Here is a 24,071-nt window from a genome sequence, read left to right as displayed (position 1 = left end):
ACGCGAGCCTGTCGATTCAGTATAGATGAGTGAAAAAGGGAGCAACGTCAGTCTGTGCGGGGAGAACGGCGGCCCGGCGTGGCTGAAGCGGGCCGCCGGCGCGTTACTTTTTCACCACCAGTCCGACGCCGCGGCCGCGCGGATCTGATGCGGTTTCCGGCGTGCGGCCATCGATGCGGATAGCCTGAATATCCCCCATGTTCCAGCCCTGGTCTTCGAGGGTGTAACCCATGGCCTTCAGCTCGTCCGCCGGTTTGCCGGTCAGCGGCGCAAAGCTGTCATAGTAGACGGTGTCCTTCGGCAACAGCTGATGGTGCACGCGCTGGGCGGCCACCGCCTGCGCCAGCGGCAGGTGGTAATCGTAGAGGTTGTTGATCACCTGGAAGATCGAGGTGAAGATGCGTGAACCGCCCGGGGTGCCGATCACCAGGGTGACGTCGCCGTCGCGGGTGATGATGGTCGGGCTCATCGAGGAGAGCATGCGCTTGCCCGGCTCGATGGCGTTGGCGTCGCTGCCCACCACGCCGAAGGCGTTGGCGACGCCGGGTTTGGCGCTGAAGTCGTCCATCTCGTCGTTAAGCAGGAAGCCGGCGCCTTTGACCACCACGCCGCTGCCGAAGTCCCAGTTGAGCGTATAGGTGTTGCTGACCGCGTTGCCGGCGGCATCGACGATCGAGAAGTGGGTGGTTTGGTGGGTTTCCAGCCCCGGCCGCACCTTTTCGGTCGGCGAGATCGCCGTCGGGTTGATCTCGGCGGCGCGTTTTTTCAGGTAGTCGGGGGCGATCAGCTGCGCTTCCGGCACCTGGGTGAAGTCCGGATCGCCGAGGTAGTCGGCGCGATCGGCGAACACGCGTTTTTCGATTTCCGCCAGCAGGTGGATGTAGCGCGCCGAGTTCAGCGGCACGCCCTTGAAGTCGGCGGCGCGATCTTCTTTGATCCCCAGCAGCTGCGCCAGCGCGATGCCGCCGGAGCTGGGTAGCGGGGCGGTATACACGGTGTTGCCGCGCCAGCTGATGCGCATCGGTTCACGCCATTTCACCCGATAGTCGGCCAAATCCGCCGCGCCGATCAGCCCGTTATCGCGCTGCATTTGCGCCACCAGCAGGCGAGCGGTTTCGCCGTGATAAAAATCGTCGGCGCCCGATTTGGCGATGCGCTCAAGGGTGGCGGCCAGCTCCGGCTGCTTGAACACCGTGCCGGGCTTCATGGCGCCGAAATAGTCGCCGAAGTTGGTTTTACCGGCGAACAGCTTGTTGGCATCTTCGCGGTACTGATACTGCTGATCCGCCACGGTGAAACCTTGCCGGGCGTAACCGATCGCCGGCGTCAGCAGCTCGGCCCAGGGCAACTTGCCGAAGCGTTTATGCGCTTCCCACAATCCCAGCACGGTGCCCGGCACGCCGGCGGCGCGGCTGCCCACCAGGCTGAGATTCTCGATCACTTCGCCTTTCTCGTTCAGATACATAGTTTTGCCGGCGGCCTTGGGCGCCACTTCGCGGTAGTCGAGGAAATAGGGTTTGCCGTCGACGTACAGCGTCATAAAGCCGCCGCCGCCGATATTGCCGGCTTCAGGGTAGGTAACGGCCAGGGTAAAGGCGGTGGCGACCGCCGCATCGACCGCATTGCCGCCGGCCTGCAGAATGTGCGCGGCGACCTTGGCGCCATACTGATCCGGGGCGGCGACCGCGCCGGCGGTCAGTTCGGCGGCAAAGGCAGCGGGAACGGTGCAGGCAAGGGCCACGCTCAGAGCTATCGTTTTCAATAAACCGGCAGACATAGAAGATCCTTTTAGCGATGTTCAGTTATCAGGTGAATTCAACTAATTATTTTGAAACAGCAGGTTAGCGCGTTTTCTTCGGGCTGTTACGACGCTTTATTGAAAGTAGCAGCGGGCAGGCGGGGCCGCCTGACCAGAGTAGCAAATCGTGACGTGGCGCGTTATGCGCCGGCGGGCAGCGCCGACTGCAGCCATTGGCAGAAGTGCCGGGCGAGCGGATTGTGTTCGCTGTCGCGGTGCAGCAGCCACGCCCAGTTGGCGCCGCGCACGCGTTGCTCGGTTAACGGTTGCAGCAGCCCGGCGTCGCGCGCGTGTTGCGCCAGCAATTGGCTGACCAACGCGATGCCGAGGCCATTGCAGGCGGCGTCCAGCAGCAGACCAGGATCGGAGAAGTTCAGCCCGCTGTCGCGCTGGCCGACGTGCGCGCCGCCCGCCACTGCCCAGTGGCTCCAATCCATCTCGCGTTCGCCGTGCAAGGTCACGCGCTGCTCCGGCGTCAACGCCAGCAGGCTGGGGTGGCAGGCGGGGTAGAGTCGGTCGGTACAGAGAACGTTAAAGGTGCAGTCCGCCTGCGCGCTGAGATCGTCACGGATCGCCAGATCGATGCTGTCCGTCGCCATATCCGGCGGTTCAAAGCTGGTGAACAGCCACAGATCGATCTGCGGATGCTGCCGATTGAAATCGCCCAGCCGCGGCGTCAGCCAGTGGCGGGCAAAGGCCGGGGTGGTGTTAACGATCAGTTGGTTGGGTTTGCGGTACTGATCCAAACGGCGAATGCCGACGGCCAGCTGTTGCAGCATCACCTGTGCGGTGCTGAACAGATCGTGGCCGGCGTCGGTCAGCGCCACGCTGCGGCCGGTGCGGAAGAACAGCGGTTGCTCCAGAAACGCCTCGAGGCTGCGGATTTGCTGGCTGATCGCCGACTGAGTCAGGTGCAGCTCTTCGGCAGCCTGATGAAAACTGCCCAGGCGCGCCGCCGCTTCGAAACCGCGCAGGGCGCTCAAGGGGGGCCAGTGTTTTAACATTATCGATAAGCCTGTCTAATCAGATATCCGCTAAATATATCGTTTGTCGCGGTGGCAGGGGAAGACTAGCATGGGATTCAAGCGCTGGAGCGTAAAAAAAACCGGCTAACAGTTTGAATTTAAATCAATTTAAAGAGGCTATTTATGTCAACGCGTCGCACCTTTATCAAGCAGCTTTCGGCGGTGGCCGGTGTGAGCTTGACGGCATCATTGGGCATCCCGTTACGCGGTCACGCGAAAGCTGCGCTTAATCCGGCCTGGCGGATGCCCGACGAAGGGGAACCGCAACAGCGGGCGTTTCTCGCTTTCGGCGCGCAGCGTGCGATTTGGGGCGGGTTCACCGCGGACGTGCAGGCAGCGCAGGGGCGCATCGCCCGCGCCATCGCCGACTTTCAGCCGTTGACGGTTTTTTGCCGCGGCAATGAACGGCAATTGGCTGAGGCCACCTGCGGCAGTCACAACGTCAGCTATGTTGTCACTGAGCTGGATGATATCTGGATGCGCGACATCGGCGCCAATTTCGTCGTCAATGACGCCGGCGAACTGGGCGCGGTGGATTTCAACTTCAACGGCTGGGGCGATAAGCAGCAACATGCCAGGGATGCGCGTCTGGCAGGGTTTGTCGCCAGGCGATACGGCGTCGCTCAACCGCGCCGCAGCGCGCTGGTAGGCGAAGGCGGCGGCATCGAAGTGGATGGGCACGGCACCGGCATCATGACCGAGAGCAGTTGGGTGAATGCGAACCGCAACCCGGGCTGGAGCCGAGACCGGGTTGAGCAAGAGCTGAAGGCGATGCTCGGCCTGCGCAAAATTATCTGGCTGCCGGGTATTAAAGGCCGGGACATCACCGATGCCCACGTCGATTTTTATGCCCGTTTCGTGCGGCCTGGCGTGGTGGTGGCCAACCTGGATACCGATCCGGCCTCTTATGATCATGCGGTTACCCAAGCGCATCTGGCGATCCTCAAAGCAGCGACCGACGCCGACGGCCGCACGCTGCAGGTACATACGCTTTCGCCGCCGCGGGCACCGCGCGAAAGCCGATTCAGTCGCCGCAACCCCGATTTCGCGGCGGGCTACATCAACTATTTCGTCATCAACGGCGCGGTGATCGCCCCTGAATTTGGGGATCCGCAGGCGGATAAGGCGGCGTTTGCGCTGCTGTCGGCGCTCTATCCGCAGCGCAAGGTGGTGCAGCTGGAGATCGACGCCATCGCCGCCGGTGGCGGCGGCATTCACTGCGTGACCAGCCAATTGCCGGTGCATGGCAAGCCAGACCAGTGAGTGTTCAAAAAATGCGCACGCGGTTGTTTGTCGCCATAGGGTGTGATTGGCTGAGTGGAAACATAAGGAGGCCATAATGAACGACTCACCCTTGAGCATTCCCACCTGGTATCGCGATCCGCACGCAGAACAGGCCATGGCAGAAGGCCATGCGCCCATCTGGCGGCATCTGCTGAGCCTGGTGCCGGAACACGAATTGTCCGGCGTCAGGGTGCTGGACTTCGGCTGCAATCAGGGCGGTTTTCTGCGTCTGTTGCACCAAATCCGGCCATTTCGTGAAGGACTCGGCGTCGATATCGCCCGCCAGTCCGTCGAACAGGCCAACCGCCTGAAAGGAAACCTGCCGATCGGTTATCAGACCGACACGCGGTTGACGGGTTATGAGAACCACTTCGATATCGCCTTCAGTCATGAAGTCGTCTACCTGATTGAAGATATCGCGCAGCATGCCGCCGATATGCTGCGGGTGCTGAAACCGGGCGGCGTTTATTATGCGGTGACCGGTTGCCACACCGACAACCCGCTGTGGCCGCAATGGCGCGAAAGGGTGGCTGAACAGACGCATACCGTGGTGCAGGATCGCGCTCTGGACGACTATGCGCGCATTTTCTCCACCGCGGGATTCCAGGTCTCTGCCCGCCGGCTGGGCTTTTCCGGCTTCGTGCCCTATGAGCCGGACGGCTGGATGCCGAATATCGCGGCGGCGATCGACTACTATTGGCACACCAAAACGGTGTTTAGACTGGTTAAACCCTAAAAATCCCCACGCGGCGCTCGGTACGCCGCCGCTGACGAGATAAGATGGCGAGATTTATGATGGATGAGGATGCGAAAACAATGGACTTTCGTTTGAACACCCGGTTATCCCTGCTTATGGTCTCGCTCTTGGCGCCCGTTGTTGGGGCCAGTGCCGCTACGCTTACGCTCGATAATCAGGATCCGGCGGCGGTGTATCTCATTCCGGACGCGAAGCTGATTCAAGAACGCGAGGGGGTGAAAATCGCCGGGCAGTCATACCGTTATTTCGTACTTCAGCTCGCCGACAATCTCCAGTATGAAGGCTATATCACCCGATGCGCCGACGACGATGCCGATAAATTGAATGAACAAGCGCGGCGACAATTGAACCGTTGTACCGAACAGGTCATCGACGACCTGGATCGGTTGATGGAAAAGACCGCCAACTTGACATTCGACTACGGCGGTACGCAAAACGTTTATCGGGGCGAAGAACATTCAACGCCTTATTATTACTATTCATTCGCCCGCGTGGCCCACTATTATCAGACCGAAGACGGACGTCATCCCCTGTATGGTCTGGTTTATCGTTGCAAACAGCCGGCGAGCGATGCTCATCGGGAGCAAGAGCCTGATGCGACTGAAACGACGCAGCCGCCGGCTGAAGTGGAACGCTTTATTGCATTGGCAAAAAATCGCTGCGCCAATGTGCTGAAACCACGCTGAACGATATTGCTCCACCGTTTCCCGCTTCGACAAGATTTTACGCTATCCTTACGCAACCCTTTCAGAAGCGAATGTCTGCATTCGATATATTGAGAATAGTCATTCTCAATGGGATCGTATTGCAATGCAGAGAAAAACGCTTTTGGTGCTTGGGCTGTCGCTGTTGCTGTCCGCCTGCGATGGGCAAAACGCCGGTGCGCCGACGGGCGCAGGCGGTGAGCAGGAGGTCGGCGTCGTCACGCTGCGCGGCCAGTCAGTGACCCTGAGCAGCGAGTTGACCGGCCGGGTCAACGCCACCATGACTTCCGACGTGCGGCCGCAGGTCGACGGCATCATCAAGCAGCGGCTGTTCACCGAAGGGGCCGAGGTGAAAGCCGGGCAGGTATTGTACCAAATTGACCCCGCCAGCTATCAGGCCAGCTACGATCAGGCCGCCGCCCAGCTGAAAAACGCCCAGGCCACGGTGCAATCCACCCGGCTCAAATCACAGCGCTATGCGGCGCTGGTGAAAGAGAACGGCGTTTCTCAGCAGGATGCGGACGATGCCAAAGCCGCCTATTTGGCGGCCGTGGCGTCGGTGGCCCAGTATCAGGCAGCGCTGGAGACGGCGCGCATCAACCTCGCCTATACCCAGGTGCGGGCACCGATCGCCGGCCGCATCGGCATCTCATCGGTGACGCCGGGCGCGCTGGTCACCGCCAGCCAGACCGATGCGTTGGCCACCATCCGCGCGTTGGATCCGATCTATGTCGATCTGACCCAGTCCAGCGCCCAGTTGCTTAAACTGCGCCGTCAGCAGGCCGCTTTGCAGCGCGGTGCGGTCACGCCGGTCGCCATCAAGCTGGAGGACGGCACGCCTTATGCCCACGCCGGCAAGCTGGAGTTGACCGAGGTGGCGGTGGATGAGGCCACCGGTTCGGTCACGCTGCGTGCGGTGTTCCCCAACCCCGAGCATGAGCTGCTGCCCGGCATGTACGTCCACGCCACGGTGGATAACGGCGTCGATCCCAAAGCCATTCTGGCGCCGCAGCAGGGCATCACCCGCAACGCCAAAGGGGAAGCCACCGCGTTGGTGGTGGACGAGCAAAACAACGTGGCGCAGCGCACCGTCAGCGCCGAACGGGTGGTGGGCAGCAACTGGCTGATCGGCAGCGGGCTGAACGAAGGCGATCGCCTGATCGTCGAAGGCACCGGCAAGGTCACGATCGGCGCCGCGGTGAAGCCGGTTGAGGTTTCAGTCGACAAAACCCAACGCGGGGAGCAGTGATATGGCGCAGTTCTTTATCCGGCGGCCGGTATTCGCCTGGGTGATTGCCATCATCATCATGCTGTGCGGCCTGATGTCGATCAATTCATTGCCCGTCTCGCAGTACCCGGATGTCTCACCGCCGCAGATTTCCATCTCCGCCACTTACCCGGGCGCGGACGCGGAAACGCTGGAAAACAGCGTCACGCAGGTGATTGAGCAGCAGCTCACCGGCCTGGACGGCCTGCTGTATTTCTCTTCGACCAGCAGCTCCAGCGGCTCGGTCAGCATCAACGTCACCTTTGATCAGGGCACCGATCCGGATATCGCTCAGGTGCAGGTGCAAAACAAGGTGCAGCAGGCGGAAAGCCGTTTGCCGAGCGCGGTCACTGCGCAGGGCGTGACGGTCAAGAAATCCCAGAGCAGCTTCCTGCTGATCGTCGGGCTGTATGACGAAAGCGACAAGGCGACAATGGCCGATATCTCCGACTATCTGGTCAGCAACCTGCAGGATCCGCTGTCGCGCATTGAGGGCGTGGGGGACGTGCAGGTGTTCGGCTCGGAATATGCGATGCGTATCTGGCTGGATCCGACCAAGCTGGCGAGCTATGCGCTGATGCCTTCCGACGTGCAGACGGCGATCGAAGCGCAAAACACCCAGGTGTCTGCCGGCAAGATCGGCGATCTACCGGCTGCCGCCGATCAGCAGCTGACCGCCACGGTAAAGGCGCAGTCGCGGCTGCAAACGCCGGAACAGTTTCGCAATATCATCCTGAAAAGCGACAGCAGCGGCGCGCTGGTGCGGCTGGGTGACGTGGCACGGGTTGAGCTGGGCAACGAAGACTACTCCGCCAGCGCGCACCTCAATGGCCACCCGGCGGCGGGGATCGCGGTCAAGCTGGCGGCGGGCGCCAACGCCCTGAGCACCGCCAAACTGGTTAAGGCCAAGGTGGCGGAATACCAAAGCGCGATGCCGCAGGGCTACAAGGTGGCCTACCCGAAAGACAGCACCGATTTCATCAACATCTCGATCGAGGAGGTGGTGAAAACGCTGTTTGAAGCGGTGGTGTTAGTGGTGGTGGTGATGTTCGTGTTCCTGCAAAACCTGCGCACCACGCTGATCCCGACCATCACCGTGCCGGTGGTGTTGCTGGGCACCTTCGGCGTGCTGGCGGCGTTCGGCTATTCGATCAATACCCTGACGCTGTTCGGCATGGTGTTGGCGATCGGGCTGTTGGTGGACGACGCCATCGTGGTGGTGGAAAACGTCGAACGCGTGATGCGTGAAGATAAACTGCCGCCGCGCGAGGCGACGGAGAAATCGATGCGCGAGATCACCGGCGCGCTGGTCGGCATCGCGCTGGTGCTGTCGGCGGTGTTTCTGCCGATGGCGTTCTTCGGTGGTTCCACCGGGGTGATCTACCGTCAGTTTTCAATCACCGTCGTTTCCTCGATGGTGCTGTCGGTGGTGCTGGCGTTGACGCTGGCGCCGGCGCTGTGCGCCACATTGCTGAAATCGACGCATGAAGAACAGACCGACAAAGGGCTGCTGGGTAGATTCAACCGCGGTTATAACCGGCTGCAGGAGAAGTACGCCGACAAGGTCGGCGCAGTGATCCACCGGCCAACGCGCTATCTGCTGCTGTACGGTCTGCTGTTGATCGCCGCGGCCGTGATGTACCTGCGTTTGCCGACCGGTTTCCTGCCCAATGAGGATCAGGGTTCGGTGATGGTGCAGTACACCTTGCCGGCCGGCGCCACCAACGCCCGCACCTCGGCGGTGAGCGAGGCGGTGACCGCCTATTTCCTCGATCAGGAAAAGGCCAACGTCAGCACCATTTTCACCATCAACGGTTTCGGCTTCAGCGGCAGCGGGCAAAACGCCGGCATGGCGTTCGTCAGCCTCAAAGACTGGAGCCAGCGCAGCGGCAGCGAGAACACCGCCGACGCCATCGCCAAACGCGCCATGGCGCACTTCGCTTCGCTGCGCGACGCCCAGGTGTTCTCCATGAGCCCACCGGCGATCGACGGTTTCGGTCAGTCCGACGGCTTCACCTTCGAACTGCAGGCCAAAGGAGCGACCACCCGCGCCGAGCTACAGGCGATGCGCGACCAGATCGTCGCCGCCGCCGGCAACAATCCGACATTGCTGGCGGTGCGCGCCAACACCTTGCCGGACACCCCACAGCTGCAGGTGGAGATCGACAACGGCAAGCTGCAGGCGCTCGGCTTGAGCGCCGGCGACGTCAACAGCACACTCAGCAGCGCGTTCGGCAGCACCTACGTCAACGACTTTATCGACCGCAACCGAGTGAAAAAGGTCTATATGCAGGGCGACGTAGAGTATCGCGCCAAGCCGGAAGACCTCGACCGCTGGTTTGTGCGCGGCACCAATGCGTCGGGCGCCAGCAGCATGACGCCGTTCTCCGCCTTTGCGTCTTCGCACTGGATCTACGGGCCGGAGAACCTGTCGCGCTATAACGGGCTGTCGTCGTTCGAGATCACCGGGCAGGGCGCCGCCGGCGTCAGCTCCGGTACGGCGATGAGCGAGATGGAGAAACTGGCGGCGAAATACTCCGCCGGCAGCAGCTATTCCTGGAGCGGGCTGTCCTATCAGGAACGGCTGACCAGCGGCCAGGCGTCGTCGCTGTACGCCATTTCGCTCATCGTGGTGTTCCTGTGCCTGGCGGCGCTGTATGAGAGCTGGTCGATTCCATTCGCGGTGATGTTGGTGGTGCCGATGGGTGTGGTGGGCTCGCTGCTGGCGATCACGCTGCGCGGGCTGGAAAACGACATCTACTTCCAAGTGGCGCTGCTCACCATCATCGGCCTGTCGGCGAAGAACGCCATTTTGATCGTCGAGTTCGCCGAGGAGATGCACCAGCGGGGGGAAACGCTGATTGGCGCGGCGGTCCACGCGGCACGCATGCGCCTGCGGCCGATCCTGATGACCTCGCTGGCGTTCACCGCCGGGGTGCTGCCGCTGGCGGTATCCAGCGGCGCCGGCGCCAACAGCCGAATCGCCATCGGTACCGGCATTATCGGCGGTACGATCACCGCCACCGCATTGGCCATCTTTTTCGTACCGCTGTTTTATGTGTTGGTGCGCCGCATGTTTACCCGCCGGCCCACCAACTCGCCGTCTCAGGCAGGAGAATAACGTGTTGCAACGAGTCATGATGTTAACTTTACCGCTGCTGCTGAGCGGGTGTCTGTCGCTGGATCCACACTACCAGCGCCCAGCGGCGCCGGTGCCCGCCAACCTGCCGCAGGGCGAGGCCGCCGGCAAGCAGGCGTTGAGCTACCCGGACGTCGCCTGGCGCGACTATGTGCAGGACGCCAGGCTGCGGCAGGTGGTGGCGCTGGGGCTGGACAGCAGCCGCGATCTGCGCGAGGCGATCGCCAATATCGCCTCGGCGCGCGCCCTGTACGGTGAGCAGCGCTCGGCGCTGTTCCCGACGATCAACGCCACCGCCGACGGCAGCCGCGGGCGTTCGCTGAACGGTAGCGGCAATGCCACCGCCATCAGTCAGAGTTATGAAGCGCAGGCCGGCGTCAGCGCGTTCGAGCTGGATCTGTTCGGCAAAAACGCCAGCCTGTCGCGCGCGGCGTTCGAAACTTACCTGGCCAATTCGGAGGCGGCAAAAAGCACCCGCCTGACGTTGATCGCCGATATCGTCACCGACTGGGTGGCGGTGGCGGCCGAGCGCAGCAATTTGGCGGTGGCGCAGCAGACGATGGAAAGCGCCAAACGTTCGCTGGAGGTGACGCGCAAGAACCAGCAGCACGGCATTTCGTCGCGGGTTGACGTGGCGTCGGCGGAGACCGTTTATCAACAGGCGCGATCGGACGCCGCCAGCTACGCCACCCTCGCCGCGCAGGCGAAAAACGCGCTGGATTTGGCGGTGGGGCAAAGCGTGCCGGAAAACCTGCTGCCCGGCGGTATCGATGCGCTCGGCGAAATCATGCGCAATCTGCCGGCCGGGGTGTCTTCGCAGGTGCTGCTGACGCGGCCGGACGTGCTGCAGGCCGAGCATAACCTCAAATCCGCCAACGCCAACATCGGCTCGGCGCGGGCGGCGTTCTTCCCGTCGATCAGCCTGACCGCCAGCGGCGGCGTGGGCAGCGGTGAACTCTCGTCGCTGTTCAGCCACGGCGCGGGCGTCTGGTCGTTCGCCCCGAGCATCAGCCTGCCGATCTTCAGCGGTGGCTATAACACGTCGCAACTGAACTACAGCAAAGCGCAGAGAGATCTGTATGTCGCCACCTATGAGAAAGCGGTGCAGACGGCATTTCAGGAAACCGCCGACGCGTTGGCGCGTAAAGCGACTCTGCAGGAACAGCTGGCGGCGCAAACCGGCTATGTGGCGGCGGCGCAGCAATATTATCGCCTGGCCGAGTTGCGTTACCGCCAGGGCGTGGACAGCTACCTGACGCTGCTGGACGCGCAGCGCACGCTGTACACGGCGCAGCAGTCGCTGATCGCCGCGCAGCAGACCGCGTACGACAATCAGGCCACCCTGTATAAAGTGTTGGGCGGCGGCATTGCCGCCGAGCGGCAGGGGGACGGCGTCATCGCCGACAAGACGACGCTCAGCCGCTAACCATCGACCGCGCGCGCCAGAAGTGTGGCTGCGCGCGGTTTTTTATGGAAAGTGTAAAGAAACAGAAAACCCACGCGGCGGCCCGAACTCGCCGCGGCGAGCAGAGTCAGACAGAGAACCGCATTCATCTTTATTCATACCGGCTTGAGGTCGTCATGGCAGAAGACATTCAGCAACAGGTCATCGCGCTTATCGCCGCATTCAACGCGCCTGGGCGGCAGAAGAAGGGCGTGGTCATCACCCCGGAAACCGAGATCAACACCGCGCTCAGTCTGTCGTTCAGCGACTCCAACACGCTGATGCGCCGCTACTTCGATACCTTCGGCGTCGACAGCAGCAATTACAACCACGAGCTGTATTTCCAGCCGCCGGCCAACACCGGGCGCTGGTTTTCCCCCTCCGCCTGCAAAGAACACCCCCGGCCGCTGTGCGTGTCGATGCTGGTACGCTCCGCACGCGCCAAACGCTGGCTGTACGACATCCACTTCCTGATCGAGCAGCTCCGCTAGCACCGCATTACTGCTCCAATACCTCGGCGAATTTCGCCAGCCACTGCGGATGCGCCGGCCAGGCCGGGGCGGTGACCAGATTGCCGTCGACGTGGGCCTGATCGATGCCGATCTCCGCATAATGGCCGCCGCCGAGCCGTACCTCCGGCGCGCAGGCCGGGTAGGCGCTGCAGGTGCGGCCTTTCAACACCCCGGCCGCCGCCAGCAGCTGCGGGCCGTGGCAAACGGCGGCGATCGGTTTTTTCGCGGCGTCAAACGCCTGCACCAGCGCGATCACCTCGGGGTTCAGGCGCAGGTATTCCGGCGCCCGACCGCCGGGGATCAAGAGCGCATCGTAGTGCTCTTCTTTGGCGGCGGCGAAGTCGGCGTTCAGGGTGAAACGGTGGCCGGGCTTCTCGCTGTAGGTCTGCGCGCCGTCGAAGTCGTGGATTGCGGTCTGAATATAGTCGCCGACGGCTTTGCCGGGACACACGGCGTCCACCCAATGGCCGATCATCTGCAATGCCTGAAACGGCACCATGGTTTCGTAATCTTCGGCGTAGTCGCCGACCAGCATCAGGATCTTTTTCTTGCTCATGATCACAACTCCTGCAGGAGGGGGAATGCCTAAGGTATAGCCCAGCCCCCCTGGGAATGCGAACCGCAAAGTGCTGTGGAATACACGATTAAAAAGCATAAAATTGAGTTGACTTTCTTGGTAAGAATAAATGTCATAATTATCTTGGCGGCCTAATCAGTAATGAATTTGATTTTCGTTTGTTTCCTATGATAGAAAAACGGCTCCCCACTAAAATGGAAAGGAAATCTGTTAGCACGCTTCATACGAATACATCAGAACTCTGTGATTATGACCATTGCGTAATAATGGAAAGCACTTGTTTAATTTTTTTATTATTTTGAAGGAACAAAAAATGCCTATTTTAAATCGCTGTGCTACAGCCTGCGCACTGGCGCTGAGCCTGCTGGGGAGCTCGGTTGCAGCACACGCTGGGGAACAAGAGGAACTCACCCAAAAACTGGATGAGTCGGTAATGACGTATGCTTACTCTAAGAGCAGTAGCGATATGGACACCATTAATGAACTGATAAAAAATGGCGCTCACCCTACTATTCAAACGTTATGGTATGCCGCCTATTACAAACAGCCGGCGCTGCTCGATCGTTTTCTTGATATGTCGGTGAATGTGAATCAAGCCATCAGTGACAATGGAGAAACCGTATTGTTGTCAGCGTTGGGAAATACCGACAAGTCTGAATTATCCGATGATGACCTTCACATTTTACAGAGCTTGCTAAAAGCGGGTGCCAATACCAACGTCATTGCGCAAGGGGGGACTAATACACCACTTATTGCCGCCGCCCAAAGCCAAGGAGCCGCGCCCGCGCTGGTAAAACTGTTGCTGCAATCTGGTGCGGATGCCAAGCAGGTTACCCCGCAGGGATTCTCACCGATAATGGGGGAAGGGGCGACTAATCTGGAGGTCATCAAACTGCTGGTAGCCGCCGGTACAGATCCTTATGGCGTCAGCAAGGTAGGATCAACGCCTTTGCACTTTGTTTGCACGCGGGATGCTTCCCAAGACGGCCAGCCGGACCCGCAAGCGGCACAGCGTATCGCCTTGTTGCATAAACCCGGAACCTCTATCGATGCTCAACCGCCCCAGCAACAGGCCTGGCCTGTTGGCACACCACTGCTGGAAAGCCTGACCAGCAATAATCCTGACTGCGTCAAGGCGTTGTTGGCTGCGGGTGCCGATAAAGATGCGCTGGCTTTCCCGGCAGAGTATGTGGCAGCAGATCCAAGCGTAAAAGGTAAAACGGTTCGTCAGAATATACTCGGGTCGGCAGAAAAATATCCCGACCTGTATTCGCCAGAAATCGTGGCCTTGTTTCAAAAATAGGTGAAACGAAAAAGGGGGCTTTCGCCCCCTGAAACAATGGCCCGCTCGCAGGCCAAATAAGCCGGCATCAACCTGGGTAGATGCCGCGCTCTTTACGTGCGGTCAGGATGCGCTCACAAGCCACGATGTAAGCCGCGGTGCGCAGGCTGCACTCTTTCTCTGCGGCCTTGTTCCAGACGTGGACCATCGCGTCGGTCATGATCTTGTCCATACGCTCGTTGATCTCGGACTCGCTCCAGAAGTAGCTCGCCATATCCTGCACCCACTCGAAGTAACTGACCGTTACGCCGCCGGCGTTACAGATAACGTCCGGAACTACGGTGATGTTACGGGAGCGCAGAATGTCGTCCGCTTCTGGGAAGGTTGGGCCGTTAGCCCCTTCCAGCACCAGCTTGGCGCTGAGGATTTCGGCGCGCTGGCGGGTGATCTGGCCTTCCAGCGCCGCAGGGATCAGGATGTCCATGTCAACCGACCAGAACGCTTCGCTCTCGATCTCGCTGGCACCCGGGAAGCCGGCGATCTGCTTGTGCTTGGCCTGGTATTCGGTCAGCGCGACCAGATCGATACCGTTGGCGTTGAACAGGGTAGCGGAGTGGTCCTGGATGGTGACGACGCGAGCGCCGACGCCGACGAACAGACGGGCCGCTTCGCTGCCCACGTTACCGAAGCCTTGTACCGCCACTTTGGCGCCTTCGATCTGCACGCCCAGACGCTTGGCCACTTCGCTGCCGGTGACGAACACGCCGCGGCCGGTCGCTTTCTCACGGCCCAGGGAACCGCCGAGGTGGATTGGCTTGCCTGTCACTACGCCGGTGATGGTGGTGCCGTGGTTCATGGAGTAGGTATCCATCATCCAGGCCATCACTTTGGCGTTGGTGCCGACGTCCGGCGCAGGGATGTCTTTCTGTGGCCCGATGATGAAGCCGATTTCGCTGGTGTAGCGGCGGGTCAGTCGCTCCAGTTCACCTTCAGACAGTTTGAACGGATCGACGCGGATGCCGCCCTTGGCGCCGCCGTACGGCAGGTTGACCGCGGCACACTTGATGGTCATCCAGGCGGACAGGGCCATCACTTCGTTCAGATCGACGTCAGGGTGGAAGCGGATACCGCCTTTACCCGGCCCGCGCGACAGGTTGTGCTGTACGCGGAAACCTTCGAAGTGACGGATGGTGCCATCGTCCATCTGCAGCGGGATATCAACAATCAAAGCGCGTTTAGGGTGACGCAGCGTATCAACCCAGCGTGAGAGGTCGCCGAGGTAAGGGGCGACGCGATCGATTTGTTGCAGATATGTAGCCCAAGCGGTGGTGCTGCTGTCTGAAGCGTAGGATAGCTTTTCCATAACCAACCTTTATATTTTAGAGGTATTTATTTCGTTTAACCGTGGATTAGCAAGCGCATAACACTTTGCGACGCTAAATTTACCACTAATTATGCCGGTTGTTAGCCCCCCTCTCATCGGGCCAGCGGACGGTTTTTCGCCGCCTGCAGGGCGGCAAATGAATAGTTAATTACTTTTTGTCGACGGTGAGCGAGTTCATGCATATTTTATGCATATAAAGCGCATAAAACCCCTTTTTATCTATTTTTCAGAAGCTTGAATGTGATCAAAAAGTTTCATTTTATTTAACTGCCATGTTGACAATGGCATTTCCCCTCGCCAGAGTTAAATTAATGTTAAAACGACTCCGGCGTCGTTTTTTTGTTGCACAAGGGAAAGCATAACTATTTGATATTGTAGTATTTACCCACCACGCTCAGGCTATGTTCGCCAAACGTGGGCGATACGACGGCTCACGAGAGCATTTTCTCGGTACCCATTATTATTACCTCCCTGTTACAACGGGGCGGGCAGCGTTCGGTCTCACTTTTTTGCCGGTTAGAACGCTCACGGGCGTTTCACTCCTGCTGCAGCCGCATATCGGTTGCTTAATCGCCTTAATGACGGACAGGTAACACCATGACAAAAAATCACTGCGATCGGCTGAACCCAGGTTCAGCCGAGGGGCCAAACTGTGCCCAAACCTTGCAGCGCGGGCTGAGCGCGCGCCACATTCAACTGATTTCGATCGGCGGCGCCATCGGCACCGGGCTGTTTATGGGCGCCGGGAAAACCCTCGCGCTGTCGGGCACCTCCATCGTACTGACTTACGCCATCGTCGGCTTTTTCATGTTCATGGTCATGAGGGCGATGGGGGAGTTGCTGCTCACGCGGCTCGATTACCGTTCGTTCGCCGATTTCGTCTCCGAATACCTGGGGCCGCGCGCCAGCTTTTTTCTCGGCTGGTCCTACTGGCTGAGCTGGGTCGTGACCTGCATTGCCGACGTGGTGGTGTGCGGCGGCTACGTGCAGTATTGGCTGCCTAACGTCTCGCCCTGGTTGCCAGCGCTGCTGACGCTGGGGTTTCTGTGTCTGTTCAACATGCTGTCGGTCAAGATGTTCGGCGAAGCCGAATTCTGGTTTGCGATGATCAAGGTGGTGGCGATCGTCGCGTTGATCGCCACCGGCGCCTGGATGGTGTTCAGCGGATGGACCTCGCCGGACGGCGTGACCGCTTCGCTGCATAACGTCACCGATCCCGCCATTTTCATGCCGCACGGCATCTTCGGCTTTTTCGCCGGGTTCCAGATCGCCATTTTCTCCTGTACCGGCATCGAGCTGCTGGGCACGATGTCGGCGGAGACCAAAAACCCGCAGAAGGTGTTGCCGAAGGCGATCAACGCGATCCCGGCGCGCATCATCGTCTTCTACGTGTGCTCGATGCTGACCATTATCGCCGTCACCTCGTGGAGCCACATCTCGCCGGACAGCAGCCCGTTCGTGATGCTGTTCGATCGGGCGGGGCTGCCGGCTGCCGCCGCGGTGATCAACTTCGTGGTGCTGACTTCGGCGATGTCCTCGGCCAACAGCGGGGTGTATTCCAGCACCCGCATGCTGTACAGCCTGTCGATGGAAAAGCACGCCCACGGTCAGTTCCGCATTCTGTCTCGCACCACGGCCATTCCGATCCGCAGCCTGCTGTTTTCCTGCTTCTGCATGGTGGCCGGCACCTTGCTGCTGATACTGGTGCCGAACGTCATGACGCTGTTCACCATCGTCTCTACCGTGGCGGCGATCCTGGTGGTTTACAGCTGGGGCATGATTTTGGTCGCCTACCTGGTGTATCGCCAGAAGCGACCGGATCTGCACGCCGATTCCAATTTCAAAATGCCGGGCGGGGTCGCGATGGCCTGGCTGACGCTGGCATTTTTCGCCTTTACGCTGGTACTGATGGTGTTCGATAGCGATACGCTGATCGCGCTGTGCAGCATGCCGCTGTGGTTTACCACGCTCGGGCTGATCTGGCGCTATCGGGTCCGCGACAGCGTGGCGCACGAGAGCTACGTGTTTTATCGGCGTGGCGCCGAGGCGGAATAACCGGCGAAGGATACGCCGCTTGCCGCCGCTCCACTCGGCAAGCGGCGGCAACTGCGGTATGCTAAGCGGCTGAACAGCAAACCAAACCGGGCCATACGGAGACCCCCAGCGTGCCGAACTCTTCTTCTCAACTCGAACTTTTGCGCTCGGTCGCTGACGGCATCGCGGCGCTGTTTTTCCCGAATGCGGAAGTGGTGATCCACGATCTGGCCACCAACAAGATTGCCTATCTGGCGAACAACCTGTCGAAGCGTAAACCGGGCGACGACGCCGGGCTGGAAGACTTCGAGCTCGATGGCGGCGCCGGCGTGACCGGCCCCTATGAGAAGCTGAACTGGGACGGCAAAAAGATGCGTTCGGTGAGCATTGCCGCACGCGACGAACAGGGCAAGCCCAGCTATCTGCTGTGCATCAACCTGAGCACCGCGATGTTCGAGGACGCCCGCAACGCGCTGGACATGTTCCTGTCGGTCACGCGATTGCAACCTCAGCCACAAGAGCTGTTCAAAGACGACTGGCAGGAGAAGATCAACACTTTCCTGCACGATTGGCTGCGGCGCGAAAACGCCGCGCTCGGCGCGCTGAGCCGCGAACAAAAACGGCGACTGGTCAGCGATCTCTACCATCAGGGCGCGTTCAAGGCCAAAAGCGCCGCGGACTACATCGCCAACGTGCTGTCGATGGGGCGCGCCACGGTGTACAAGCACTTGCGGGAATTGAAGCAGGAGTAAAGGCGGCGGGAAAGGGCACGACGCCCCAGGGCGAATGCCGAGGTAGCGCAATAGCTGCGATGATCGTTTATGAACGGTCTGAGACGACGTCCTGAAGAAGCCAGTCGTGGAAAATTTTCACTTCATCACGCATGACATGTTGCTGCGGGGTGACCAGATAGTAGGACCATCTAAGTGGCCAGCGATGGTCGGGATGGAGATGAACCAACTGCCCGTTCTCGATAAGCTGCTTTACCAGAGCGTTTCGAACGATGGCCACGCCCCTGCCGCTCAGCGCCGACAGGATCACTGCTGAAGTAGAATTGATATGCAGCCCGCTTTCCCGCGTTTCGGGCGCACCGACCGCTCTCAATACATCACCCCATGATGGAAAATCCGCACCAGGATGTGGCGTGTCATCGTGAATGAGTTTTTGCGTGGCGAGCCATTCACTGCAGGCCATTTTCTCGGGGGGAGCCAGGCGTGGACTGCAGACCAGCACGGCTTCCTCATCCATTAGCCAGGTTTTACTCACGCCGGGCCACTCTCCCTGTCCACAGCGAATGCCGATATCTGCCTCGCCATACGACACGTCCATCAGCTTTTCCGTGACGTTAAGCCGCAGATCGATATTCTCATGCGTTTCCGCAAACCGGTTCAGGCGGTCCATCAGCCAGTTCATCATCAGTACCTGGGACGCCGTCACCACGACCACCGAGCGTGACCGGCGACCACGAAGCTTACTTAAACCGGTTTCCAGTTTATCGAGACCTTGAGTGATATCTTGTAGGGCCTCCTGCGCTTCGTCTACCAGCGTCAGTCGCTCCTTGCCGGAGCGGGTGCGGTGAAGAAGCGGGTGTCCGACCCAGTCTTCCAGCGAACGGACCAACTGACCTACGGCGGCGGGTGTGACACCCAGCTCCTGTGCCGCGCCGGTAAAACTGCCATGCCTGGCGGTGGCTTCAAAAGCGTGCAGCCATTTAAGTCGGTTTAACGATCGCATTGTGATCATCCTGATTCATTCTTTTCCTCAGTATACGCCGGCGAGAAAGATTTTCTTTCCTGTGTCGCAATTTCTTCTCAGTCGTCAATCGGTTTTCAGGGTGGCAATCTGGTTTCACACGATGAGAAGCCAGGCTTCTTATTAATGACAACCAGATGAATGTAAAGAGGTTAGCGATGAATACATCTTTTGCTGGCAAAAAACTGTTAGTGGTCGGCGGTACAAGCGGTATGGGCTTCGAAACGGCGAAGCGGGTCCTGAAAAGCGGCGGCAGCGTGGTGCTTGTTGGCCATCGTCAGGACAAAGCCGAGCAGGCCCGTCAGGCGCTGGCTGCAGACGGCCAGGTTTCCGTCATCGTTGCAGACCTTATGAAAGAAGAAGGTCTGCAGCATGTAGTGAACATCATTAACGCCGAACACAAAGATATCAGCCTGCTGGTCAATGCGGCTGGCGTGTTCTTCCCGAAACCGTTTACAGAACATGAAGCGTCAGACTATGACATGTACATGAGCATTAACCGCGCCACGTTTTTTATCACCCGCGACGTAGTGCGCAATATGGTCGAGGCCGATATCAAAGGCGCTATCGTCAATATTGGCTCTATGTGGGCACGACAGGCCATCGGTGCCACACCGTCTTCAGCCTACTCAATGGCCAAAGCCGGTCTGCACGCGCTGACCAAAAACCTGGCTATTGAACTGGGTGAAAAAGGGATCCGTGTGAATGCGGTTTCTCCAGCTGTCGTTCACACGCCGATTTATGAGGGCTTCATTCCGAAAGACGACGTGAAGGATGTGATGAACAGCTTCGACAGCTTTCATCCGATCGGACGCGTGGGTTCACCGGTCGACATCGCGGAAACCATCACTTTCCTGCTTTCTGACAAGACTGGCTGGGTGACCGGCGCTATCTGGGATATCGATGGCGGCGTGATGGCGGGGCGTAACGCCTGATGACCATGCCGCACGAGTTAACCCGCGTGCGGCATGGGGATTGGACAAAGGCGTGGGTTGCAAGGGGCAGCATCTTACGGCCCCTTGCTCATTTTCATTTATCGCCCGAAAACGTCATCAATACCTTCAGAAAAACGCTAACTGACAAACATTACGATGTTGGCCACCCCTTTTTGTTACCAGCGGTAGTTGACCGAAGCGATGATGCTGCGGCCGCTGCCGTAGAAGCAGGCGTACTCGCCGCTGCAGGATGAGACGTATTTCTTGTCCGTCAGGTTCTGCACGTTGAGCTGGAGCGCCGCACCGCGCAGCGCCGACGAAGCCTGGCCGAGGTCATATTTCACCATGGCATCGTACAGCGTGTAGTGCGGCACGTCGTACTGGCCGGTGGCGTCGGCCGGCGCATCGCCGATGTAACGCACGCCGCTGCCGACGGTCAGGCCGTTCAGCGCACCGCTCAGGACGCTGTAGCTGCCCCAGGCGGAGGCCGCGTGGCGCGGGATGCCCGCCGGGCTGTGGCCAATTTCATCCGCCGAGTTGGAGTCTTTGGTCACTACGTCGGTGTAGGTATAAGCGGCGGTCAGCGTGATCTCCGGCGTAGGCTGAGCGTGCACTTCCGCCTCAATCCCTTTGGATTTCACCTCACCGATCTGCTCGTAGGCGGAGGTGAGGCGGTTATAGGACGCCACATTGCGCTGGGTAATGTCGAACCAGGAGAGGGTCAGCAGGGTATTGCCGCCCGGGATCTGGTACTTCACGCCCACCTCGGTTTGTTTGCCGGTGGTCGGCTTGAGCGGATCGGCGCCCGCGGCACTTGGGTACAGGTTAGGATCGAACGAGGTACTGTAGCTGACATACGGTGAAATGCCGTTGTCGAAGGCGTAGAGCAGGCCCGCGCGGCCGGTGAACTGGGCATCGTTATAGGTCTGCTCTTTGCCGCCGCTGGTGCGATCGCGGGTGTTGACCTGCGACCAGTCCTGACGGCCGGACAGCAGCAGGTTCCAGTTATTCCACTCCAACTGGTCCTGCAGATACACCCCGACCTGATTCAGCGTCTTCAAATCGCTGGAAGCCAGCGCCAACGTGCTGCCATCGATGCTGGGGCGAACCGGGTTGGCCCAGTCGATCGGGTAATCGTTACCGCGATCGCGATACATCTTCGAATCGATATGGCTGTAGCGGTAATCTAACCCGCCCAGCACCGTGTGCTTCACCTCGCCGGTGTCGAACAAACCCTTCAGCTGGTTATCCACGCCAAACTCGTTGGTCATCTGCGTTTCATGCTGCGCCATGCGGGTGACGGTGTGGTCGTTGACCGTCGAGTTTACGTTATAAACCAGATATTTATAGTCTTCATCACGGTGGGTGAAGCGCAGGTTCTGGGTAAACGACAGCGCATCGCTGAAGTTATGCTCGAGGCTGTAGCCGATCGACGCCTGTTCGCGCCGCGACTTGTTGAAGCTGGGTTCGCTGACGTTGAAGTCGTAAGGCACGTAGCCCGCGCTGGTCGGGAACAGCGTGCCGGAACGCGGCAGGAAGTTACGCGATCCGGCTTTCGGATCGTTCTGGTAGCTGGTCAACAGCGTAAAGCTGGTATCTTCGTTCGGCAGCCAGGTGAAGGCCGGGGCGATGGCCACCCGTTGCTGCTTGCTGTCTTTGACAAACTCATGTTCGGTTCGGGCGATACCGTTCAGGCGATAGAACAGGGTGTTGTCGTCATTGAGCTTGCCGCCAAAATCAAACGCCGTTTCCGCCAGATGGCGGTTGCCGGTGCTGAATTTCACCTCGTGAATGCTCTGGGCGGTAGGGCGCTTGCTGGTCATCACCACCACGCCGCCGGGGCTGACCTGGCCGTACAGCACGCCGGCCGGGCCGTGCACCATCTCCACGCGCTCCAGCAGCCAGGGATCGATCTGCCCGGCGCCGCCATTTTGGCTCGAGAGGCCAAAGTGCAGGCCGTCGAGCAGCTTGGGCGCATAACGGAAGCCGCGGCTGATCACTTCGTCATTGCGGTTGGAGTTGCCGCGGTAGGTGGTGATCACCCCGCTGGTGTAGTTCAATGCGTCGGCGACCGACGCCGGCTCCTGGTCGTTCATCTGCTCGCGCGTGACCACCGAGATGGCCTGCGGCGTCTTACGCAGAGCGGTGGCGGTCTTGGTGCCAGCGGCGCTCTCTTTAGCGACGATCCCTTTGGCCGGTGCGGTCACGCTGTTTTGTGCGTCGGCGGTCACCAGAATCGTCTCGTCCGCTGCGGCGGACGCGTGTGGCGCGAAGGGCAGTAAGGCCAGCGCCGATCCCAGCAACAGACGCTTGGCGGACATCGCCTCCGCGTTCGCGTTTTCTATCCCTTTGTTTTTAATCTTCATTATCTCTCCTGAATACCTACTTTTGTGTGTCATGCCACCCTGATAAACCCCGAAATGCCGACAAGCGGTCTTGTCCCGTCGACGTGGAGACGTCGTGTTTGCACGACGGTAAAAATCCGACAAATAGTATTGAAAATGATAATGAGTATCAATACGATTGTCAGGTTTTGTAAAAGACACTCATGTTATGTAAGGGGCGCTATGGAGTTTTTGCCGGAAAAGAGGCCAGAAAACGGTCGTGATGGATTGGCGGCGCAGTGGCTGCGTGAAGAGGCGGCAGGGCAATCCGCGTGGTGGCAGAAGGTTGCCGCTCAGGGCACGCCTGTCGTCGAACCGCACGATGACAGTCACGTCAAAATGACCTGGCTATGGCGCGATCCCGCCGGCGATGAACGGCACTCGCCGATATGCCGCGTTTACGCCGATATCAACGGCATTACCGATCACCACAGCACGTCCCCCAGCGGCCTGACCCGGCTCCCCGGCACCGACGTTTGGTACGGCTCGGCCGTAGTCGATCGCCGCTGGCGCGGTAGCTACAGCCTGATCCCCATTACCGACCGGGATCTTCCCCCCGCATTCAGCGACGACGAAACGTTGCGCGACCGCCAGCAGCGTGCCTGGTGGGTATCGCTGTTCCCGTTGGCGATTGCCGATCCGCTGAATCGTCTCTCGTTGGGACCGTCTCATCGCCCGCGGCCCGTATCCCTGGCGCAAGGGCCGGATGCCGACGATCAAAGCGCCTGGCAGGCCGTCGATCGGCCACTGGAGGAGGCGCGGCTGCAGCTTTTCCAGTGGCAGAGCGAACGGCTGGATAACCAGCGGCGAGTTTGGCTGTATGCCAGCGGCGACGCGGCGATGAAAGCGAATCGCCCGCTGGTGCTGCTGCTCGATGGCCAAAACTGGATCGAAAAGCACGCGCTGTTGCCGGTGATCGAGCACGAAACCGCACAAGGGCACCTGCCGGCCGCATGTTGGCTGCTGATCGATGCGATCGACGGCGAACACCGGGAAAACGAGCTGCCTTGCAACGCCGCGTTTTGGCAGGCGGTGATCGACGAACTGTTGCCGCAGGCGCAGCGGCGCGAACCGTTCAGCGAGGCAGGGGCGCGCACCGTCGTCGCCGGCCAGAGCTACGGCGGGCTGGCGGCGTTATATGCCGGGTTGCACTGGCCAGAGCGCTTCGGCCACGTGCTGAGCCAGTCCGGCTCCTTCTGGTGGCCTACGGTGCAATTCGTTACCCAGTTCGAAAAACGCCACGAGCTGGAAGAAGGCTGGCTGATACGCCAGGTTCGGCAACGCAACCCGGCGGCGCCCAAGCTCACCGTGATTCAGCAAGCCGGCGATCGGGAGGCGGACATCGAATTCGTTAATCGCCAGATGCATCAGGCTCTGGCAGCGGCAGGGCACCGCGCCGAATACCGCGTGTTTTCCGGCGGGCACGATGCGCTCTGCTGGCGCGGTGGCCTGGTGGACGGCGTGCGCCAGCTGCTTTCCGCAATGAAGTAATCCCACATTTTGACAGACAGGTAAGGCAAATGACTCAGGAACAACAAAACCCGTTCGATGACGAAAATCTCCGTTTCTCCGTGCTGATCAACGCGCAACAGCAGTACTCGCTGTGGCCGCAGTTTGCCGATACGCCGCAGGGGTGGCGCGTGCTGATGGGGCCGGCGTCGCGCGGCGAATGCATCGACTACATCGAAACGCACTGGCAGGACATGCGGCCGGCGGCGCTGAAAGCGGCGGATGCGCCGCGTTAATCGCCGCACAGCCACATCGATACATTCCGTTTGAGGGAAAGGACAGAC

General features: G+C 59.9%; 19 protein-coding genes. 13 read left to right on the top strand and 6 right to left on the bottom strand.

Annotation, left to right across the window (positions count from 1 at the left end; translation table 11 throughout):
- Nucleotides 1–103: 103 nt before the first annotated feature.
- Together ggt and ACSJLU_RS12300 are read right to left on the bottom strand one after the other, a co-directional pair.
- Complete coding sequence (gene ggt, locus ACSJLU_RS12305) at nucleotides 104–1,777, bottom strand: gamma-glutamyltransferase (RefSeq protein ID WP_043143523.1); 1,674 nt, start codon at nucleotides 1,775–1,777, stop codon at nucleotides 104–106.
- Between the two features lie 161 nt (nucleotides 1,778–1,938).
- Nucleotides 1,939–2,802 carry a LysR substrate-binding domain-containing protein gene (locus ACSJLU_RS12300; RefSeq protein WP_025302888.1) on the bottom strand — a complete coding sequence of 288 codons (864 nt, stop codon included), beginning with the start codon at nucleotides 2,800–2,802 and terminating at the stop codon, nucleotides 1,939–1,941.
- Between the two features lie 144 nt (nucleotides 2,803–2,946).
- On the opposite strand from ACSJLU_RS12300, the gene ACSJLU_RS12295 reads away from it, so the two are divergent.
- From ACSJLU_RS12295 to ACSJLU_RS12265, 7 genes are all read left to right on the top strand, one after another.
- Complete coding sequence (locus ACSJLU_RS12295) at nucleotides 2,947–4,086, top strand: agmatine deiminase family protein (RefSeq protein ID WP_099817264.1); 1,140 nt, start codon at nucleotides 2,947–2,949, stop codon at nucleotides 4,084–4,086.
- 76 nt (nucleotides 4,087–4,162) lie between these two features.
- Nucleotides 4,163–4,843, top strand: a complete 681-nt coding sequence (locus tag ACSJLU_RS12290) for a class I SAM-dependent methyltransferase (protein WP_380827695.1) — start codon at nucleotides 4,163–4,165, stop codon at nucleotides 4,841–4,843.
- A 56-nt stretch (nucleotides 4,844–4,899) separates the two neighbouring features.
- Complete coding sequence (locus ACSJLU_RS12285; RefSeq protein ID WP_049207561.1) at nucleotides 4,900–5,550, top strand: hypothetical protein; 651 nt, start codon at nucleotides 4,900–4,902, stop codon at nucleotides 5,548–5,550.
- Nucleotides 5,551–5,674: 124 nt separating this feature from the next.
- Nucleotides 5,675–6,817, top strand: a complete 1,143-nt coding sequence (locus tag ACSJLU_RS12280) for an efflux RND transporter periplasmic adaptor subunit (protein ID WP_025302883.1) — start codon at nucleotides 5,675–5,677, stop codon at nucleotides 6,815–6,817.
- A gap of 1 nt (nucleotide 6,818) precedes the next feature.
- Nucleotides 6,819–9,956, top strand: coding sequence for an efflux RND transporter permease subunit (locus ACSJLU_RS12275; RefSeq protein WP_380827702.1), 3,138 nt, complete (start codon nucleotides 6,819–6,821; stop codon nucleotides 9,954–9,956).
- A gap of 1 nt (nucleotide 9,957) precedes the next feature.
- Complete coding sequence (locus tag ACSJLU_RS12270; RefSeq protein ID WP_380827705.1) at nucleotides 9,958–11,400, top strand: efflux transporter outer membrane subunit; 1,443 nt, start codon at nucleotides 9,958–9,960, stop codon at nucleotides 11,398–11,400.
- A 155-nt stretch (nucleotides 11,401–11,555) separates the two neighbouring features.
- The gene (locus tag ACSJLU_RS12265; protein ID WP_025302880.1) at nucleotides 11,556–11,909 is read left to right on the top strand and encodes a DUF1493 family protein; all 354 of its coding nucleotides are present in this window, start codon (nucleotides 11,556–11,558) and stop codon (nucleotides 11,907–11,909) included.
- Between the two features lie 7 nt (nucleotides 11,910–11,916).
- Here the strand turns inward: ACSJLU_RS12265 and ACSJLU_RS12260 are convergent, their stop codons facing one another.
- Nucleotides 11,917–12,486 carry a DJ-1/PfpI family protein gene (locus ACSJLU_RS12260; RefSeq protein WP_043143542.1) on the bottom strand — a complete coding sequence of 190 codons (570 nt, stop codon included), beginning with the start codon at nucleotides 12,484–12,486 and terminating at the stop codon, nucleotides 11,917–11,919.
- A gap of 298 nt (nucleotides 12,487–12,784) precedes the next feature.
- On the opposite strand from ACSJLU_RS12260, the gene ACSJLU_RS12255 reads away from it, so the two are divergent.
- Nucleotides 12,785–13,810 (top strand): ankyrin repeat domain-containing protein, encoded by a 1,026-nt coding sequence (locus ACSJLU_RS12255; RefSeq protein WP_380827708.1) that lies wholly within the window; start codon nucleotides 12,785–12,787, stop codon nucleotides 13,808–13,810.
- Between the two features lie 67 nt (nucleotides 13,811–13,877).
- Here the strand turns inward: ACSJLU_RS12255 and ACSJLU_RS12250 are convergent, their stop codons facing one another.
- Nucleotides 13,878–15,152, bottom strand: a complete 1,275-nt coding sequence (locus ACSJLU_RS12250; protein ID WP_043143546.1) for a Glu/Leu/Phe/Val family dehydrogenase — start codon at nucleotides 15,150–15,152, stop codon at nucleotides 13,878–13,880.
- 618 nt (nucleotides 15,153–15,770) lie between these two features.
- Here ACSJLU_RS12250 and ACSJLU_RS12245 point away from each other — a divergent pair.
- The gene (locus ACSJLU_RS12245) at nucleotides 15,771–17,228 is read left to right on the top strand and encodes an amino acid permease (RefSeq protein ID WP_060433098.1); all 1,458 of its coding nucleotides are present in this window, start codon (nucleotides 15,771–15,773) and stop codon (nucleotides 17,226–17,228) included.
- A 110-nt stretch (nucleotides 17,229–17,338) separates the two neighbouring features.
- A complete protein-coding gene (locus ACSJLU_RS12240) occupies nucleotides 17,339–17,959 on the top strand; it encodes a helix-turn-helix transcriptional regulator (protein ID WP_016927684.1) in 621 nt (206 codons plus the stop codon).
- Between the two features lie 67 nt (nucleotides 17,960–18,026).
- Here the strand turns inward: ACSJLU_RS12240 and ACSJLU_RS12235 are convergent, their stop codons facing one another.
- A complete protein-coding gene (locus tag ACSJLU_RS12235; RefSeq protein WP_127145920.1) occupies nucleotides 18,027–18,941 on the bottom strand; it encodes a LysR substrate-binding domain-containing protein in 915 nt (304 codons plus the stop codon).
- 176 nt (nucleotides 18,942–19,117) lie between these two features.
- Here ACSJLU_RS12235 and ACSJLU_RS12230 point away from each other — a divergent pair, with 176 nt between their 5' ends.
- Complete coding sequence (locus ACSJLU_RS12230) at nucleotides 19,118–19,894, top strand: SDR family NAD(P)-dependent oxidoreductase (RefSeq protein WP_049204054.1); 777 nt, start codon at nucleotides 19,118–19,120, stop codon at nucleotides 19,892–19,894.
- 176 nt (nucleotides 19,895–20,070) lie between these two features.
- Here the strand turns inward: ACSJLU_RS12230 and ACSJLU_RS12225 are convergent, their stop codons facing one another.
- Entirely contained in the window at nucleotides 20,071–22,260 is a 2,190-nt protein-coding gene (locus tag ACSJLU_RS12225; protein WP_049204053.1) for a TonB-dependent siderophore receptor, read from the bottom strand.
- Between the two features lie 201 nt (nucleotides 22,261–22,461).
- On the opposite strand from ACSJLU_RS12225, the gene fes reads away from it, so the two are divergent.
- Both fes and ACSJLU_RS12215 read left to right on the top strand, forming a co-directional pair.
- A complete protein-coding gene (gene fes, locus ACSJLU_RS12220; protein WP_380827714.1) occupies nucleotides 22,462–23,769 on the top strand; it encodes an enterochelin esterase in 1,308 nt (435 codons plus the stop codon).
- 29 nt (nucleotides 23,770–23,798) lie between these two features.
- Nucleotides 23,799–24,023 (top strand): MbtH family protein, encoded by a 225-nt coding sequence (locus tag ACSJLU_RS12215; protein ID WP_025302871.1) that lies wholly within the window; start codon nucleotides 23,799–23,801, stop codon nucleotides 24,021–24,023.
- The last annotated feature ends 48 nt before the right edge of the window (nucleotides 24,024–24,071 follow it).

The organism is Serratia bockelmannii (assembly GCF_051803255.1).
Taxonomy (GTDB): Bacteria; Pseudomonadota; Gammaproteobacteria; order Enterobacterales; family Enterobacteriaceae; genus Serratia; species Serratia bockelmannii.
Note: the sequence above shows the minus strand (reverse complement) of the source record. Positions and strands in the feature narration are given on the sequence as shown.

Coding starts and splice junctions, on each gene's coding strand:
- ggt (WP_043143523.1), bottom strand. CDS start 1,777: ATGTCTGCCGGTTTATTGAAAACGATAGCTCTGAGCGTGGCCCTTGCC.
- ACSJLU_RS12300 (WP_025302888.1), bottom strand. CDS start 2,802: ATGTTAAAACACTGGCCCCCCTTGAGCGCCCTGCGCGGTTTCGAAGCG.
- ACSJLU_RS12295 (WP_099817264.1), top strand. CDS start 2,947: ATGTCAACGCGTCGCACCTTTATCAAGCAGCTTTCGGCGGTGGCCGGT.
- ACSJLU_RS12290 (WP_380827695.1), top strand. CDS start 4,163: ATGAACGACTCACCCTTGAGCATTCCCACCTGGTATCGCGATCCGCAC.
- ACSJLU_RS12285 (WP_049207561.1), top strand. CDS start 4,900: ATGATGGATGAGGATGCGAAAACAATGGACTTTCGTTTGAACACCCGG.
- ACSJLU_RS12280 (WP_025302883.1), top strand. CDS start 5,675: ATGCAGAGAAAAACGCTTTTGGTGCTTGGGCTGTCGCTGTTGCTGTCC.
- ACSJLU_RS12275 (WP_380827702.1), top strand. CDS start 6,819: ATGGCGCAGTTCTTTATCCGGCGGCCGGTATTCGCCTGGGTGATTGCC.
- ACSJLU_RS12265 (WP_025302880.1), top strand. CDS start 11,556: ATGGCAGAAGACATTCAGCAACAGGTCATCGCGCTTATCGCCGCATTC.
- ACSJLU_RS12260 (WP_043143542.1), bottom strand. CDS start 12,486: ATGAGCAAGAAAAAGATCCTGATGCTGGTCGGCGACTACGCCGAAGAT.
- ACSJLU_RS12250 (WP_043143546.1), bottom strand. CDS start 15,152: ATGGAAAAGCTATCCTACGCTTCAGACAGCAGCACCACCGCTTGGGCT.
- ACSJLU_RS12245 (WP_060433098.1), top strand. CDS start 15,771: ATGACAAAAAATCACTGCGATCGGCTGAACCCAGGTTCAGCCGAGGGG.
- ACSJLU_RS12235 (WP_127145920.1), bottom strand. CDS start 18,941: ATGCGATCGTTAAACCGACTTAAATGGCTGCACGCTTTTGAAGCCACC.
- ACSJLU_RS12230 (WP_049204054.1), top strand. CDS start 19,118: ATGAATACATCTTTTGCTGGCAAAAAACTGTTAGTGGTCGGCGGTACA.
- ACSJLU_RS12225 (WP_049204053.1), bottom strand. CDS start 22,260: ATGAAGATTAAAAACAAAGGGATAGAAAACGCGAACGCGGAGGCGATG.
- fes (WP_380827714.1), top strand. CDS start 22,462: ATGGAGTTTTTGCCGGAAAAGAGGCCAGAAAACGGTCGTGATGGATTG.
- ACSJLU_RS12215 (WP_025302871.1), top strand. CDS start 23,799: ATGACTCAGGAACAACAAAACCCGTTCGATGACGAAAATCTCCGTTTC.